Source organism: Hymenobacter sp. R533113 (assembly GCF_056835965.1).
Map to the genome: position 1 here is coordinate 1,503,155 of NZ_JAKWBD010000013.1, position 14,982 is coordinate 1,518,136.

Consider the following 14,982-nt stretch of genomic DNA (forward strand, 5'->3'; position numbering starts at 1 on the left):
CGATAAGCGCAATACGGTTGTGAGAAATGGTTCGTGCCCAGCTAATAGCCGATTGGAGAGCAGGCGATTTAAGCGGTAGCATTAGCGTAGTTTTTCCACAAACAGGTCATCGAAATAAAACTTGTAGTGATAGCTCCACTGCCACAAATAGATTTTTACTTGATCCGTAGCCTGCATATCGGGCGGCAATACATGGGTCTGATGCACCAACTGCCACTGCTTGTAGCGCTTTACTACGTCGTTTAGGGGCTGAATTCGGTAATAAATCGTTTCGCCATTGCGCTCCACCTGCACCACCAGCGCCGTATGCGAGCGGCCATGCGGCAGCCACAGCCAACCGCCTACGCGCATTCGCTTAGGGCTTGATAACTCCGCCCAGCTTTTCGTAACGGTTGCCGCATAGTCGGCGGTTGCCAGCATTTGGGTAGCCCACCGGCCAGAATGCGCGACTGTATCTGTTAGCCACTCGGGCTCTGGCTCCACTACCCCGTGCACGTCCTCGTATCCCATCTGCAAAACAATAGCTGGGGATTTTGACTGACAACTACTTAAGGCAGCAAAAGCCAGACTGATACTGACCGCCATACAGCGCGCAGCTAACTGCCTTATTCTTGATTTGAAGAAAGAATACGCGGGTACAGCCACGGTATATACTATAGAGAAGGTCTTGAAGAATCTGTCACCTAGTCGGCAGAGGTTATGTGCAAATCGTCAAGGAACACAGGTTGCGGGGCGGCGTTTCCCCACATATATATCTTCAACAGATGGTTAAAGGCAATAGTATCAGGCATAACCAGATCAGTCTCTACTTTTGTCCATTTACCAGGGATGCCGCTTTCGAACAAATCCACGGCCTGCCAGAATACTCGCTCGTCAGTGGCCGGATTAATAACCTCGACCACAAGTTGTGCTCGCGTGGCAGCCTCCTTTTTCACCCAAGCCTGCACGTGTAGCTTGCGAGGCTTAATGGCGGTAAGCTCGCCGAGTGGGCACATAAATGTCATTCCGTACTCCTGCCCGCCGCCAACAGTAAGCGAGTAGCGCCCGCTGTGCGCTTCTTTGTTACTCAATAAGCCCGCAGTATTATCAATCCAGCCTCTTAACTCATCGAAGTTGGTATCTATCAAGGTTTTATCATTGGCAGAAGCCTCCCAGCCAGAGCCGTCGCAGTTGAGTAGCAGTAGGCTGCTGAGTAGCAAGGCTAGAGAAGCTGGAGCAATACGCATTTTATGATTTCTATTATTCGTAAACTTTATGGGGGATTTTTAGGGTTCAACGCTGAGCGTAAGGTCATCCAAGTAAGCAGGGGCCGTAGCCGTGGCGCGCCACAGATAGATTTTCACCTGATCTGCTGGGTTCAGCACCGCTGGCATGGTCAGCACCTGGCTTATCTGCCCCCACGCATTTACCTCACTGATATCAATCTTCTCGTAAAAAGCGGTGGTCTGGTCGGCACGTGTAATTTGGAATACCACGGCGGCCGCGCCGGGAGCCGTGAGTTGACCCCAGGCCGTGAGGCGCACTTTGTTAAATCGCTTGGGCGAAAGCCGATATAGTTGGTTGATATAGGTTAAGCTGAACTCCGTACTGGGGTCTATTTTGATGGAATAACGCCCGGTATGGGCCTTTTCCTGAGTCAAGGATGGGTTTTCGGGTACCCAGCCCTCCAGGTCTTCAAAGCTCGTATCGACCAACACCCGACCGGCAGTATTCGCCGAATTTTTCTCGCTGGCATTCTGCGAACAAGCGGTGGTCAGCAGCACGAGAGCGAGCCCAATAGCCAAATGGCGCATAAAAAGGGGATAGTGATAGCAGATGTAATCTGCAACAAATATAGCCGGCGGCGCTACAACTACTGCGGGAAGCTATGGTCGCAATACCGTAGTTTTGCCCCCACAGCTGTTATTTATCTATTTTACCAATCAGGTAGGCAGCTTGCTTGAATCACTGATAGCGCTCTGCTTCTCCGTATGATTATATCTCGTCGAAACGCGCACTGGCTGGGAATGGCTGGCGTTGGAGTAGTTGCCACGGTGCTCCTGGTTGCGCTTTTCTCCTTTGTACTGGCCAATCCAAACGACTACTTTTTCCTGCCGGCCGGCGATGGACTTCAAAGCTATTATGCCACCGCTTATTATGCTTTCTACGATACTGGTCACCACTTTAGCGGGATGAACTATCCGTTTGGGGAAAACTTTACTTACCCCAACCTGCAGCCGCTGATAGCGGCAGGCATCAATCTGCTGCAACGCCTGGGCATACCCGCCGCCGAGCACACGGTGGCCATCACCAATCTGTTGGCCTTGCTGGCTGTATGGGCAACGCCCTTAGTGGTTTACGCCATTCTGCGACGCTTGCGCATGCCGGTTTTGTACGCCGGCTTGATGGCTTTGCTGATCGGATTTTTATCCCCTCAAATTCAGCGCCTTGGGGGGCATATGTCACTTAGCTATCCCTGCTTCGTACCAATATTGTGGTATTGTATTCTGCGCATGCAGGAAGCACCCAATCAACTCCGCTGGTACGTCATTTTTGGCGTCAGCAGCCTGCTCATGGGGCTTGTGATGGTGTATTTCCTGGCCTGCGGTTGCTTTTTTCTGCTGGCGCATGTACTAGTGCTCAGCTTCCAGCGGCCCCGCCCACTGGCTATGCTTTGGCGCATGACCCTGGCTGCCCTGCTACCGTTGCTGCTTTTTCGGGGCTGGCTGTGGCTTACTGATCCTACTACCGACCGGCCGCCTAACCCCTACGGCTTCCTAGTGTACATGGCAACGCCCAGCGGAGTCTTTACGCCAGCTCTTTCACCCCTGCGCGAGGTGTGGGCCGCGCTGCTGCCCACCGGCGATATCAGCTTCGAGGCCATGTCTTATGTAGGGTTGGTGGCCACGGGTATAGCGCTGGTTTCTATCTTCCGGGTGATCCGAAATGTGTGGAAGCGCCGCAGCCACGGGCTCCGACTTCGCCGGGCTATGCCTACTCCATTGTATACGGGGCTGTGGGCCGCAGGCTTGCTGCTGCTGTTCTCATTTGGGGTGCCTTTTATCTTTCCCTGGTTCTCCGGCTTGGTAAAGTATCTGGGGCCGATAAAGCAGCTGCGGGCTTTGGGGCGCTTTGCCTGGCCTTTTTACTACGTTTTCACCACGTACGCCGCCTACTACCTGTTTCGCCTCTGGCGGTATCAGCGCCAACACGGCGTGTCGCTGCTGGCCTTGCCCTGGCTACCGCTGCTCCTGCTTATTTGGGCCAGCGAGGCTTGGATAAACGTTTCAACCAAAGCGCGCGAAGTAGCCCAGGGAGCCGGTGCGCGGGCTTTTATGGATCGGGACAATAACCTTTTGGTTAACTATCTGAGTTGGGCTGGCCGGGTGCCGAGCGACTTTCAGGCCATTCTGCCGGTACCTTACTTCAACAATGGCAGCGACAAGATTGCCCTGCCAGGCTCCGAAGCTTCCATCGCCGAAACGCATCGTTTATCCATCGCAACGGGCCTGCCCCAGCTTTCAAGCTACGTGTCGCGGCCATCCGTAGATCAGGTGCTGCGGCACGTGCAGCTATTAAGCAGTCCGCTACTAAGCAAGCCGCTCGTGCGGCAATTTCCCTCCGATAAGCCCTTATTGCTGTTGGTAGCGAACGGCGTGCTGTCGCCGGCGGAGCAGCGGCTGGTGAGTTTGGCCCGCCCCCTCGTCGCGTCGGCTGATGTCAAGCTCTATGAATTACCTCTGGCCGCTCTGACTGCCACTACGCGAGTCCAGGAGCGGGCAAAGGCGGCTACGCTGCTGCCTACGCTGCCGATTCGGCCTAGTGGGCTGCGCGCCACTACTTCAAAAGGCGTAATGCTCCAATCTTTTGCTACCAGCCCAGACCGCCGGGGCCGGCTTGGCGCGGGCGCCTTTTACGAGCCTGATTGGAAGTTTTCTGTCTTATATGATGGCCCCGTGCCAGCCCCAGCCGATACGGGCCGCTATGAGGTGAGCGTGTGGATGAACGGCAAAATGCCCGAGGGCTACGGCAATATGCAGGTAAAGCAGTATGCGAATGGCGCGCTGGTAGACCATCAGGTAGCCGACGCCCGGCATAGCACCGAAATAGATGGCGACTGGGTGCGGGTAGCCGTACCAATACGAGTGAAGCCGGGCACAGACCGGTTGGAAGTCTTATATGATAACAGTGAACTTCTAGTTGATGACTTCCTTATCCGGCCCTTGGATACTGATGTATATTGGTTTGACAATCAACGCCGACTGATACTAAACGGCTATTCCTTAGAACCTTGAGTTCGCTAACAAACGTTTCTGCCCTGACCAGAAGTTGTAGTAGTTTTGCCCGATCATTGGGATATTATTCCTTGCGCCCCTATCACGCCAGTCCAACAACCCTAGTTGCTTAAGCTGCCTGTTCTTTCCTCACTTGCTTATGGATCTCTCTATCATTATCCCAATTTTCAACGAAGAGGCTAATATTCCGGCCCTGTATAAGCGCTTACGGAGTGTTATCGATTCGATGGGTGGACAAACGGAGCTCATTTTTGTGAATGACGGCTCCCAGGATAAGTCGCTGTTGCTGATCAGGGAGTTAGCGGAGCACGATCAGCGGGTGCGCTACATTGACTTCAGCCGCAATTTTGGGCAGCAAAACGCGGTAGCTGCTGGCCTGAACCTCTCTACCGGGCTGGCCGCCGTTATTATTGACGCCGACTTGCAGGACCCACCGGAGCTGATCCCTGAGCTGCACCGCAAAATGCAGGAAGGCTACGAAGTGGTATATGCCAAGCGGCGGCGGCGGGCAGGCGAGAGCATATTTAAGCGCATCACCTCCAAGCTGTTTTATCGAGTGATGGCTAAGCTCACCAACATCTCAATTCCACTGGACACCGGCGACTTCCGCATTATTTCCTACAAAGTAGTAGACGCGCTGCGCCAGATGCCGGAGCACAACCGGTTTTTGCGAGGACAGATTTCGTGGATCGGCTACCGTCAGACGGCTATCGAATTTGACCGATCCGAACGCGCTGGGGGGCAAACTGCCTGGACGTACCGTATGATGCTGCACCTAGCCATCGACTGCCTGACGGCTTATTCCGAAGTGCCCTTGAAGGCGGCTACCGTAAGTGGTTTTATCGTTTCCGGCATTGCTTTCCTGGTTATACTTTACGCCTTCTGGTCGCGCTTCCTTGATAACACATATCTCCCCGGCTGGACTTCGCTTATGGTGAGCATCCTCTTCCTGGGTGGGGTGCAGCTTATTGCTATCGGTATTATTGGCGAATACATCGCGCGCATTGGCGCTAACGTCCGGCACCGGCCGCTCTACATTATTTCTGACACCAACATCCCCACGGCGCAGCCTCAGACCCCAACGTCGGCGGGTCCTACGTACGCGGCAGGCAGCTACCAGCAGCCCTATGTTGCCAATAAGTAGCTTCCAACTCCCGTAAGGCGAGGCTACTTTATTTTCTCCAGCATTCGCTCTAGCTCTTCCAAAATCGTTTCGCGAAAAGCCAAGGCTTCGGTTGCATGGCGGCCGGTAGTGGTTTCGCGTAGGGCTACAAACGGGATATCATTCTGGTAGCGAATGCCAATGAGGACGGCGCGCTTATTGGCCGGCACGTTACGAAAGGCATAGCCTCCTTCTTCTGGCTGACCAGCTACCAGGGTTTTAGCTTCCCGGAATACGAGGTACACGCTGGTAGCAGGGTCAGTATCGGCGGTGGCCATAAGGTCGGTGGCGGGGTTGCCGGTGGCGTGCCACACCCGGTCACAGTTGAGCCAGCCAAGCTGGGCGCTGCTGAATAAGTAGCGGCCGGTGGGCTCTGCTTTAAAGCTAGGCGTACTGGGGGGCATTTCTTCTGCTAACTCCATCTTTGAGTCAGCGATGGTTTCGGTACTGCTGGCGCTATCAAGCGACGTGGCCAGCCCGGCGTGGAAAGCAAAGCGCACGGGCAGCACCATTTTTACTTTTACGGCTTTCCCGGCCTGCAAACCAGGTTTCCAGCTGCCCGAAGTCTGGCGCAGCACACGCAATAGCTCCTCGTCGCAGCCGTCGCCGAGGCCCCGCACAATCTTGGGATTCACCACGCGGCCGGCCTCATCCACCACGAAAGCAGCGAAAACCAGGCCCTGGGTTTGGTTAGCGATAGCTTGCTGGGGATACCGGATAAGCTTATTTATATCGGCCGGGCCTTTACCGTAAGCGGGCATTTTTTCAGGCTCCGTATAGAATTTATCTTCAACTGGCTCGGCCTCCGGGGCCAGCGCTACCCAGCGCAGCTGCTTACGCCGGTCGCCCAGCCCGCGCGAAAGGCGCATTCCCGGTTGGCGGCGTGGGGCAGGCATATCAATCTGAATCGTTTGCCCCTCAGCCACTTGTAGCGGCTGTCCCTGTGCCGACGCCTGCACCAGCACGATGCCGCCGGTTTCGAGCAGGTCGTTGTTGTCAGATACGGTGGAGAGGTTGGAGAGCAGGATATCAGCCATGGAGTAGCACTCCTTCAGCTCGACCCATACGGGGCCACGGACCGGAACCTGGCGCTCCGTTACTAGTGAGCCGGCCGGAATTCGCACAATGGTGCCTTCGCGCCCCTGTACTTCACTGGCTTGCGTAGGGTCAATGCGAAAATACTCGCTGGCTTTCAGCGTAATATCATGCAGCTCCGCCTGGGGTGGCGGTGGTACGCCGGGGGGCAATTTGACGGTGCCACGCAAGCTCCGCCGGCTTAATAGCGGTGCATTGGGGTTCGTGCGCCTGGCCAAGCGGTGCCACGAGCCAGAACTAGTATCCAGCGGGGTAGCCGCCGGAATGGTATCCGAAAAATCCTCGGCCTGCGCCAGCTCTGGCGCCAGCGCTTCGATGGAAGTCGGCTTGTCGCGCTGACATCCGCTTGCCATCAATAGCAAGCCAGCCAGGCCGAAGATTTTTGGTATGCGAACCATTGGAAAAAGCAGCTTATAAACAACGAGAAAAGCATAGGATGACAAGGGCTATCATCCTACAAAAAGCCCCCCAGACAACCTATTACAGATTTTTCAGTATAAAATCCGTCATCTGGCGGTAGAGGTGCAGGCGCGTGTTGCCGCCCGAAATACCGTGGTTGCGGTTGGGGTAATAAAGTGTCTGGTAGTCTTTGTTGGCTTTCACGAGGGCATCGGTCCAGGCCACGGAGTTCTGGAAATGCACGTTGTCGTCGCCGGTGCCGTGTACGAGCAGGTACTTACCCTTCAGCTGCTCCGCAAATTGCACGGGCGAATTATCGTCGTAGCCGCCGGGATTTTCCTGGGGCGTTTTCAGGAAACGCTCGGTATACACGGTATCGTAGTAGCGCCAGTTGGTAACGGGCGCTACCGAAATACCGGCCTTAAACAAATCGGCCTCCTTGGTCATGGCCAGGGCCGTCATATAGCCGCCGAAGCTCCAGCCCCAGATACCGATGCGCCCTTTGTCCACGTAGGGCAGCGTGCCTAGGTATTTGGCGCCTTCGCCTTGGTCGATGGTTTCGAGCTTGCCAAGGTTAGCGTAAGTGCTTTTCTTGAATTTTGCCCCCCGCGCGCCCGTACCACGGCCATCCACTGATACTACGATGTAGCCATTCTGAGCCAGCATCTGATGCCAGAGGTAGTTGGTAAATGCCACGCCCCCGCCCGAGTTATCGAGCACGGTTTGGGAGCCGGGTCCGCCGTACACGTGCATGAGCACGGGGTACTTCTTGCTGGGGTCAAAGTTGGCGGGCTTGATCATCCAGCCGTTGAGCGTAGTGCCCTCACTGGTTTTGAAGTCAAAAAACTCCACTTTGCCGAGGTTATACTGGCTCAGGGTTTGGCGGAGGGCGGCATTGTCTTCCAGCACTTTCACCAGCTTGCCGTCCTGGCCGTTGCGCAGGCTGACGGTGGTCGGCTCGCCCGCTACGGAGTGATAGTTGAGATAGTAGCGAGTATCGGGGCTCATGTTCACGATGTCAACCCCACGCTCAGCTTCGCCCAAGCGGTTTTTGCCTTTGCCCTTCAATCCCACGCGGTAAAGGTGGCGCTGCAAGGGCGAGGCCTCGGTACTGGTGAAGTACACCTGACCGTTTTTCTCGTCGAGGCCTTCCACCCCAATTACTTCCCAATTACCTTTCGTAAGCTGCCGTACCAGCTTGCCCTTCATATCGTACAGGTAGAGGTGGCGGTAGCCGTCCTTCTCGCTGCTAAAGATGAATTGCTTACCGTCGTTGAGATAGCGCAGGTCGTCGGCCACGTCTACGTAAGCCGGATCGGTGTCGGTGAGTACCACTTGGGTTTTGCCGGTAGCGGCGTCGGCGTGCAGCAGTTCCAGCTTGTTCTGCAGGCGGTTCATGCGCTGAATGCTGAGCAGATTGGGCGTTTTGGTCCAAAGCACCCGCGGAATGTACTGGTCGGCGACGCTGCCTACGTCCATTTTGGTGGTGCGGCCGGCGGCCACATCGTGTACCGATACGCTTACTATCGAGTTTTTCTCGCCGGCTTTGGGGTACTTATAGCGGTAGTCTTTGGGGTAAAGCGCGCCCCACTCCTGCATATTGTACTCGGGCACCTGGCTCTCATCGAAGGTGTAAAAAGCCACTTGGCGGCTATCCGGCGACCAGAAAAAGCCCTGGGCGAAGGAAAACTCCTCCTCGTACACCCAGTCGGCCGAGCCGTTGATGATTTTGTTCACGACGCCATCGGTGGTCACGGCTTTTTCCTGCATCGTGGCCAGGTCAACCACAAACAGGTTATTGTCGCGGGCGAAGGCGACGCGCTTGCCGTCGGGCGAGAAGGTGGCGTAGCTTTGTTTGCCGCCGGCGCTGAGGGGAGTCAGCTTCTTGGTGGCCCGGTCGAACACGAAATAGTTGGCCTTGGAGCTGCGGCGGTAAATGGGTTCTTCAGCCGTCCAAAATAAGATTTTTTGCTCGTCGGCATTGAAGCTGTAACCATCTACGGCTAGTGGCTCGTTGCTGCCGGCCACGCGCAAATCCTGGGCAGAAACCAACGTGCTAACGGGCTTACCAGTAGTCACATCCGACTGTATGAGGTTGCCGCCATCGAGAGCCGAATAGTAGCGGCCGTCGCGCATCCAATTGAAGCCGGGTACCGAACGAGCCCGGAAGGTGGGCTTGGACCAAATATCTTCGAGGGTAATGGCTTGTTTTTGCTGGGCAACGGCCTGGGGGGCAATTTGGGGTACTAAAGCAAGACTAGCCGTGGTGAGCAACAAGGCCAGCCCGAACGAGCGAAACTTCATAGAGTGAAATAAAATGACGGCGGAGTTATGTGGGTTAAAGGTATTCAATAAATCAAAGAGGTGGTAGAATTTGGACCCTGGGGGGCAATTTGGATTAAAGTAGCCGACGCCATCCCGCCAGTTGCGTACTAGCTTCTGCCTTAGGGGCGTTAGCATTCGCCCACCATCCCCGACCTTTGTTATCTATGCGTCTGTCTTTGTTTCTTCTGTCGCTGCTGAGCGTGCTGGCAGCCTGCACTTCTGAGCCCGGCTCGGGCCCACGAATTGACTTTGTTGGTAACACCCGCTTTGTGAGCAACAATCGCCTCGTAACGGCTCCCGGCGATACGCTTTCCACGCGCATCTTCGCCGACAACCGCGACTCCGCTAATGGGCCCCTGCTTCAGCGCCTGCGTATCACGGTGAAGTATGAGCCCCAGTCGAGACCCTTTGTCTACGCCAGCCCCTACGACCTCGGCGAGGCCCCCAAAGACAGTGTGGTCTATCTCGACTCTTTGCTTATGGTTCACAAGTTTGCCTACCAACTCACCTTTGGCACCCGTACCACTTCGGGCCGCGAAACCTGGCGCTTCGAGGTCATCGATGCTGATGGCAACAAAGCCAGTCGTCGTTTTCAGCTCACAACCCGCAAAACCGATTCGCTGACTGCCACCTACCACGAGTACATTGCCCGCCTGCAAGCGCCCATAAGTGTGCGTGCGCTGAGCTTTCTGGACCTGGGTGCCGGCTTACTATTCCCGAACACCGCCGTTCGCACCAACCCAAACCTTCAGCAACGCATTGACTTGCTGTATTTTCCCTCGGCTGGCAACGCTCCCATTCTTGTTACGCCCAGGGATGAGCTGTTTGTCAACAATAACATATTAGGCGTAAAGGCGTGGCCAGCGAAAAACATTACGGTGCTCAAGCAAACGCTGCTTGCTCCTACCAGCTTTACTGGCGCAACCAGTCCGCAAGCTATTATCACGGCTTTCGACAACGCACAGAACACGACTATTACGCGCTCCAGAGCGCTGGCCCTCAACCAAGTGTATGCGTTTCGGACGGCCGGGGGGCAAACTGGCCTGCTACTGGTAGAAAAACTGCCTACCTCCGACCGCCCGACCGTCGATTTGCGCGTGCGCGTCACGAAGTAGCCATAAGGTACGGCTGGGGGGCAAAATTTTCTGGTTCATTAAAAAAAGCTGCTCCCATTTAAGGGAGCAGCTTTTTTACGCGGTAGCTACTGCTGGCTAGAAAGTAATACCAGCGGTTACTGAAGTAGTGAAGCGGCTGGCTTCCACGGCAATCACGGGCTCATTTCCTGAGTTGAGGGTATAGGCCCGATAATACTGGTTACCTGTGTTATACACACCAGCTACATCCAAGAAGAACCTATTCTGGCGAATGCCAAGGCCACCGGTGAAGTAGTTCTGGGTGCCATCTAGGCCACTACCTTCATACGGGCTGCCATAGCGGGCGTATCCTAGCCGAAAGCGGAATGCATTATAACGGGCCTCGCCACCGATGCGCACATTCACTGTGGAGCGGTACAGGGCCGTAATGGCGTCATTTTGCGAACTGAAAGAGCCAGAGAGTCCAGTTTCAGAATCATCTCTCAACCGTGCGCCGGGATAGTTTACATATTCCAGGTCGCCGCTTAGAAAACCATACTTGCCGATGAGCACTGCCACGCCTCCTGATGCCCGGAAAGGCGTAGTCAGTTGGTAGCTGAACTCGCCGCTACTCGAAGCCGACCCATCAGAAATCCGGTCGATGACCTGCCCCGTTTCGTTAACGAACTCAATGGGTGGCGTGAACTTCGTGGTGAGGGAGGTACTATAGGTATCATCGAGCTGCATGAACGTAGGCGTTTGGACGGAAGCCCCAACCCGCACTTGGTCATTGGGCCGATAAATGGCCCCCAGCCGCGCATTGAAGCCATTACCCCGCGTTTCGAGGTTATCGCGCAGTGTCAGACTCACGCCGCTGTTCGGGTTAGTACCGAACTCGCTGAATTCGCGGGTTTGGATGAAGCGCGTATTCACAATGCCAATGGCGCCTCCGATATAAATCTTATCCCGGTAGCTGGCACCATAGCCGAAATCAAACTGAGTTTGCGAGCCTTCGTTCACCACCGTTTCCTGCTGCTGGATGGGGCCATTGCGTGGCACCGTTACAATCCGCTCAGCCGTCCCCGGCCCATTATCCTGAATATTAGTTAGATAAGCGCCGTAGGCTAACCCTTCCAGATCCAGATACTCGTTATTGTTGTACTGCTTGACAATATCATCCAGCGTCTGGGGCAGGGAGCCGTTCAGGAGGCGGGGCTCGCGGAGGCGCTGAAAAAATGACTGATTATCCTGAACCGTGCCCGAATAGCGGAAGCTCGTGTTAAAATCATTTACTCGGTTCAGGCCCACGGCAAAGGCTCCGGCCCGCCAGTCTGAGGTGTTATCACCATCGGGGCGACGGTTCACAAAAACGGCCCCCAGGCTTGCTATCTGCAAACCATTGCGTGACTCCGATAGTTGGGAACCGGTGCCTGAAGCAGTATTACTGCCAATACTCAGGCCTGGCGTGAAGCTCACTTCCGACTGTTGGAAAAGCCCCAGACCAGCTGGGTTACTTACTAAGTTTCCGAGGTCAGCGCCCACGGCTACATTGGCTCCGCCGATACCCAGCGTCCGGGATGTGCCCCCGAATTGCAGCTGCGAATACCGTAGCGCATCCGTTTCACTTTGGGCAAAGGCGTGGCTGGCCCAACCCAAAAGGGTCAAACCAAGCCAGTATTTCAGGTTTTTCATGAAGGAAAAAAGACAGTTCGTGTAAACGAGCGTGCGTAGATTCTTGAGCTTACGCTGTTGCCTTAGCGAATGCGTCCCCGACTTCCACCGCTGTTGCTCCCGCCACTATTGCTGGGGCTCGATGAAGGCGCGGAATAGGATTCCGAACGCGAAGGCTGTGAATACGTCCGGGTTGAACGCTCCGATGTCGAAGACTCAGAGCGCTGCGGGCGTGATACTTGCTCACTCGGTGCGGTGCGCATCTCCCGCCGTGAAGGGAAAGTCCGAGTAGTCTGAGAAGGCGAAGAAGTACCATCATTCGAAGCCGGCTCTACCGTGCGCCACCGCCGAGGCTGGCTGGCACTGGTAGCCGATTCCGTGACCACACCGGGCTGCGAAGGCTGCGTAGTGGGCTGCGACGTGTCACCCGACGAGTTCAGAATACGACCACGGCCACGGCCGGCAGTAGTGGGAGCAGGTGCGGCGGAGCCATCCACCACATTGCCACCCCGGCTGCGGGTAGACATTACAGGGCCGCTGTTGGACGGCCGGTCTAAAGTGTATGCCTGGCTGCTCCGGTCGCGGCGCGGGGCCACATTTGCATTGCGGCGGTTATCCGTATAGTTGCGGCTATACCCACCACCGTAGCCCAGACCGCCATAGCCTAAGCCACCACCATAGCCGTAACCACCCAGACGGTTATAGTAGCCATTGTTGAAACCATCATAGTAGCCGAGGCCATAGCCGCCACCGTAGCCATATCGCCAAGGGCGCGACCAAGGATTGCCGAAGCCTAATCCAATGTTAATGAAATTACCACCGCCAAAAGCGTAGGGGCTATAGAAAGGATCGTAGAAGCTACCATAGGGCGAGTAAGCGCCGTAATAAGCATTAGACCCATACCAGAAAGGATCGGTATACGCTAAATCGTAGTAGCCCAAGCCTGTGCCCCGATAAGGTTGATGAAAGCGGCGAATACGTGTCGAATAGCCATAGTCCTCATCATAGTACTCTGATGAGCCACCACGAGCGGCTGATGACGAAGCATTCCCATTATAGTCAGGATTGGCCGCCTCATCGGTTGTGGCTTCGTATTCACCTTCCGCAGGCGAGGCAGATGCCGCTGAGGCCACAAACGTGGTTTTATCCTTGGAAGTATAATAAACACCGTCGCTCTCCGTGGAGGTGAGCGCCGATGTGCCAACGCAGCCCCCGAGCGTAAGCAGGGCCAAAGCGGGCAATAAGGCTGGGAGGAAATTTTTCATGTTTGCTGGCGCGAAAGTGTGAACCAAGAAAGTAGATAATACGGGTAACCTAACAGGACCCACGCTCTTCTCCGCTAATGTAGCGGACTGCTTGGGTTTTAATAACGTAATTTGCCCCGAAACGGTGCCTTTTGTATTGTCAAATGTTGTACCAGAGTACGAACAGATTTGCTTATTTAAAGATACTCCAAAAATGAGTAAAAGTTTGCCGAAGCGGAGCGAAGACTATTCCCTGTGGTACAATGAGTTAGTAAAGCGCGCCGGCCTCGCCGAGAACTCGGCTGTACGGGGTTGTATGGTTATCAAGCCATATGGGTATGCCATCTGGGAAAAGATGCAGCGCCAGCTCGACGATATGTTCAAGCGCACGGGCCACGAAAACGCTTACTTTCCGCTGTTTGTGCCCAAAAGTTTGTTTGAAGCCGAAGAAAAAAACGCGGAAGGCTTCGCCAAGGAATGCGCCGTAGTAACGCACTATCGGTTGCAAACAGACCCCGACAATCCGGGAAAGTTGCGCGTCGATCCGAATGCCAAGTTGGAGGAGGAATTAATTGTGCGTCCTACCTCGGAGGCTATCATCTGGAGCACCTACAAAAATTGGATTCAGAGCTACCGCGACCTGCCCCTACTCATCAACCAGTGGGCCAACGTAGTGCGCTGGGAAATGCGCACGCGCCTGTTTCTACGCACCGCCGAATTCCTGTGGCAGGAAGGTCATACGGCCCACGCTACGGCCGAGGAAGCCCTTGCCGAAACTCGTCAGATGCTCGACGTGTACGCCGAGTTTGCGGAGGAGTGGATGGCGCTGCCGGTGGTGAAAGGCGTGAAGACGGAAAATGAGCGCTTCGCGGGCGCCCTCGAAACGTATTGCATCGAGGGTTTGATGCAGGATGGCAAGGCTTTGCAGGCAGGTACTTCCCACTTCCTGGGGCAGAATTTTGCCAAAGCCTTCGACGTGCAGTTCGCTAATAAAGAAGGCGGCCTGGAGTACGTGTGGGGCACGAGCTGGGGCGTAAGCACCCGCCTGATGGGCGCCTTGGTTATGGCGCACTCCGACGACGACGGCCTGATTTTGCCCCCCAAGCTGGCTCCTATTCAGGTGGTCATCGTGCCCATCTACAAAACCGGCCAGCTCGAGGAGCTGAAGGAGCGCATCCGGCCGATTCAGATGGGCTTGCTGGAGCGCGGCATCAGCGTGAAGCTCGACGACCGCGACACGGAGCGTCCCGGCTTTAAGTTTGCCGAGTGGGAGCTGAAAGGCGTGCCCGTGCGGCTGGCCATCGGTATGCGCGACTTGGAGAACGGGACAGTAGAAGTAGCCCGCCGCGATACCAAGGAAAAGCTGAACCTGCCGCTCGCCGACATCGTGAATAACATCGATCAGTTGCTTCAGGACATCCAAACCAACATTTATCGGCGCGCCCAGACCTTCCGCGAAACCCACACTACCCGTGTGGAGAGCTACGAGGAGTTCAAGCAGGTGCTCGATGGCCCTGGCGGCTTTGTCGTAGCGCATTACGATGGCACGTCCGAAACGGAAGAGCGCATTAAGGAGGAAACTAAAGCCACCATTCGCTGCCTGGCGCTTGCCGAGCCTGATGAAGATGGCATCTGCATCGTGACTGGCAAGCCCAGCACGCGCCGCGCCCACTTTGCGCGAGCTTACTAGTAGTATTATCTTCGCTTAAAAAAGCCCCCGCTAGTTGTAGTGGGGGGCT

General features: G+C 55.5%; 11 protein-coding genes. 4 read left to right on the plus strand and 7 right to left on the minus strand.

Annotation, left to right across the window (positions count from 1 at the left end):
* Positions 1-81 precede the first annotated feature (81 nt).
* From MKZ35_RS15900 to MKZ35_RS15910, 3 genes are all read right to left on the minus strand, one after another.
* Entirely contained in the window at positions 82-510 is a 429-nt protein-coding gene (locus tag MKZ35_RS15900) for a hypothetical protein (RefSeq protein WP_482514188.1), read from the minus strand.
* A gap of 173 nt (positions 511-683) precedes the next feature.
* Entirely contained in the window at positions 684-1,226 is a 543-nt protein-coding gene (locus tag MKZ35_RS15905; protein WP_482514189.1) for a carbohydrate binding domain-containing protein, read from the minus strand.
* A gap of 39 nt (positions 1,227-1,265) precedes the next feature.
* Positions 1,266-1,793 carry a hypothetical protein gene (locus MKZ35_RS15910; protein WP_482514190.1) on the minus strand — a complete coding sequence of 176 codons (528 nt, stop codon included), beginning with the start codon at positions 1,791-1,793 and terminating at the stop codon, positions 1,266-1,268.
* A 177-nt stretch (positions 1,794-1,970) separates the two neighbouring features.
* Here MKZ35_RS15910 and MKZ35_RS15915 point away from each other — a divergent pair, with 177 nt between their 5' ends.
* Both MKZ35_RS15915 and MKZ35_RS15920 read left to right on the plus strand, forming a co-directional pair.
* Positions 1,971-4,274 (plus strand): DUF6311 domain-containing protein, encoded by a 2,304-nt coding sequence (locus MKZ35_RS15915; RefSeq protein WP_482514191.1) that lies wholly within the window; start codon positions 1,971-1,973, stop codon positions 4,272-4,274.
* A gap of 139 nt (positions 4,275-4,413) precedes the next feature.
* The gene (locus MKZ35_RS15920; RefSeq protein ID WP_482514192.1) at positions 4,414-5,418 is read left to right on the plus strand and encodes a glycosyltransferase family 2 protein; all 1,005 of its coding nucleotides are present in this window, start codon (positions 4,414-4,416) and stop codon (positions 5,416-5,418) included.
* A 23-nt stretch (positions 5,419-5,441) separates the two neighbouring features.
* On the opposite strand, the gene MKZ35_RS15925 is transcribed toward MKZ35_RS15920, so the two are convergent.
* Together MKZ35_RS15925 and MKZ35_RS15930 are read right to left on the minus strand one after the other, a co-directional pair.
* The gene (locus tag MKZ35_RS15925; protein WP_482514193.1) at positions 5,442-6,929 is read right to left on the minus strand and encodes an energy transducer TonB; all 1,488 of its coding nucleotides are present in this window, start codon (positions 6,927-6,929) and stop codon (positions 5,442-5,444) included.
* 82 nt (positions 6,930-7,011) lie between these two features.
* The gene (locus MKZ35_RS15930; RefSeq protein ID WP_482514194.1) at positions 7,012-9,234 is read right to left on the minus strand and encodes a S9 family peptidase; all 2,223 of its coding nucleotides are present in this window, start codon (positions 9,232-9,234) and stop codon (positions 7,012-7,014) included.
* A gap of 185 nt (positions 9,235-9,419) precedes the next feature.
* Between MKZ35_RS15930 and MKZ35_RS15935 the strand changes: the two genes are divergently transcribed.
* Complete coding sequence (locus MKZ35_RS15935) at positions 9,420-10,370, plus strand: hypothetical protein (RefSeq protein WP_482514195.1); 951 nt, start codon at positions 9,420-9,422, stop codon at positions 10,368-10,370.
* A 96-nt stretch (positions 10,371-10,466) separates the two neighbouring features.
* Here MKZ35_RS15935 and MKZ35_RS15940 read toward each other — a convergent pair whose 3' ends face one another.
* Both MKZ35_RS15940 and MKZ35_RS15945 read right to left on the minus strand, forming a co-directional pair.
* Positions 10,467-12,020 carry an OmpP1/FadL family transporter gene (locus MKZ35_RS15940; protein WP_482514196.1) on the minus strand — a complete coding sequence of 518 codons (1,554 nt, stop codon included), beginning with the start codon at positions 12,018-12,020 and terminating at the stop codon, positions 10,467-10,469.
* A 62-nt stretch (positions 12,021-12,082) separates the two neighbouring features.
* Positions 12,083-13,264 carry a hypothetical protein gene (locus MKZ35_RS15945; RefSeq protein WP_482514197.1) on the minus strand — a complete coding sequence of 394 codons (1,182 nt, stop codon included), beginning with the start codon at positions 13,262-13,264 and terminating at the stop codon, positions 12,083-12,085.
* A gap of 193 nt (positions 13,265-13,457) precedes the next feature.
* Between MKZ35_RS15945 and proS the strand changes: the two genes are divergently transcribed.
* Positions 13,458-14,933, plus strand: a complete 1,476-nt coding sequence (proS, locus tag MKZ35_RS15950) for a proline--tRNA ligase (RefSeq protein ID WP_482514198.1) — start codon at positions 13,458-13,460, stop codon at positions 14,931-14,933.
* The last annotated feature ends 49 nt before the right edge of the window (positions 14,934-14,982 follow it).

Coding starts and splice junctions, on each gene's coding strand:
- MKZ35_RS15900 (WP_482514188.1), bottom strand. CDS start 510: ATGGGATACGAGGACGTGCACGGGGTAGTGGAGCCAGAGCCCGAGTGG.
- MKZ35_RS15905 (WP_482514189.1), bottom strand. CDS start 1,226: ATGCGTATTGCTCCAGCTTCTCTAGCCTTGCTACTCAGCAGCCTACTG.
- MKZ35_RS15910 (WP_482514190.1), bottom strand. CDS start 1,793: ATGCGCCATTTGGCTATTGGGCTCGCTCTCGTGCTGCTGACCACCGCT.
- MKZ35_RS15915 (WP_482514191.1), top strand. CDS start 1,971: ATGATTATATCTCGTCGAAACGCGCACTGGCTGGGAATGGCTGGCGTT.
- MKZ35_RS15920 (WP_482514192.1), top strand. CDS start 4,414: ATGGATCTCTCTATCATTATCCCAATTTTCAACGAAGAGGCTAATATT.
- MKZ35_RS15925 (WP_482514193.1), bottom strand. CDS start 6,929: ATGGTTCGCATACCAAAAATCTTCGGCCTGGCTGGCTTGCTATTGATG.
- MKZ35_RS15930 (WP_482514194.1), bottom strand. CDS start 9,234: ATGAAGTTTCGCTCGTTCGGGCTGGCCTTGTTGCTCACCACGGCTAGT.
- MKZ35_RS15935 (WP_482514195.1), top strand. CDS start 9,420: ATGCGTCTGTCTTTGTTTCTTCTGTCGCTGCTGAGCGTGCTGGCAGCC.
- MKZ35_RS15940 (WP_482514196.1), bottom strand. CDS start 12,020: ATGAAAAACCTGAAATACTGGCTTGGTTTGACCCTTTTGGGTTGGGCC.
- MKZ35_RS15945 (WP_482514197.1), bottom strand. CDS start 13,264: ATGAAAAATTTCCTCCCAGCCTTATTGCCCGCTTTGGCCCTGCTTACG.
- proS (WP_482514198.1), top strand. CDS start 13,458: ATGAGTAAAAGTTTGCCGAAGCGGAGCGAAGACTATTCCCTGTGGTAC.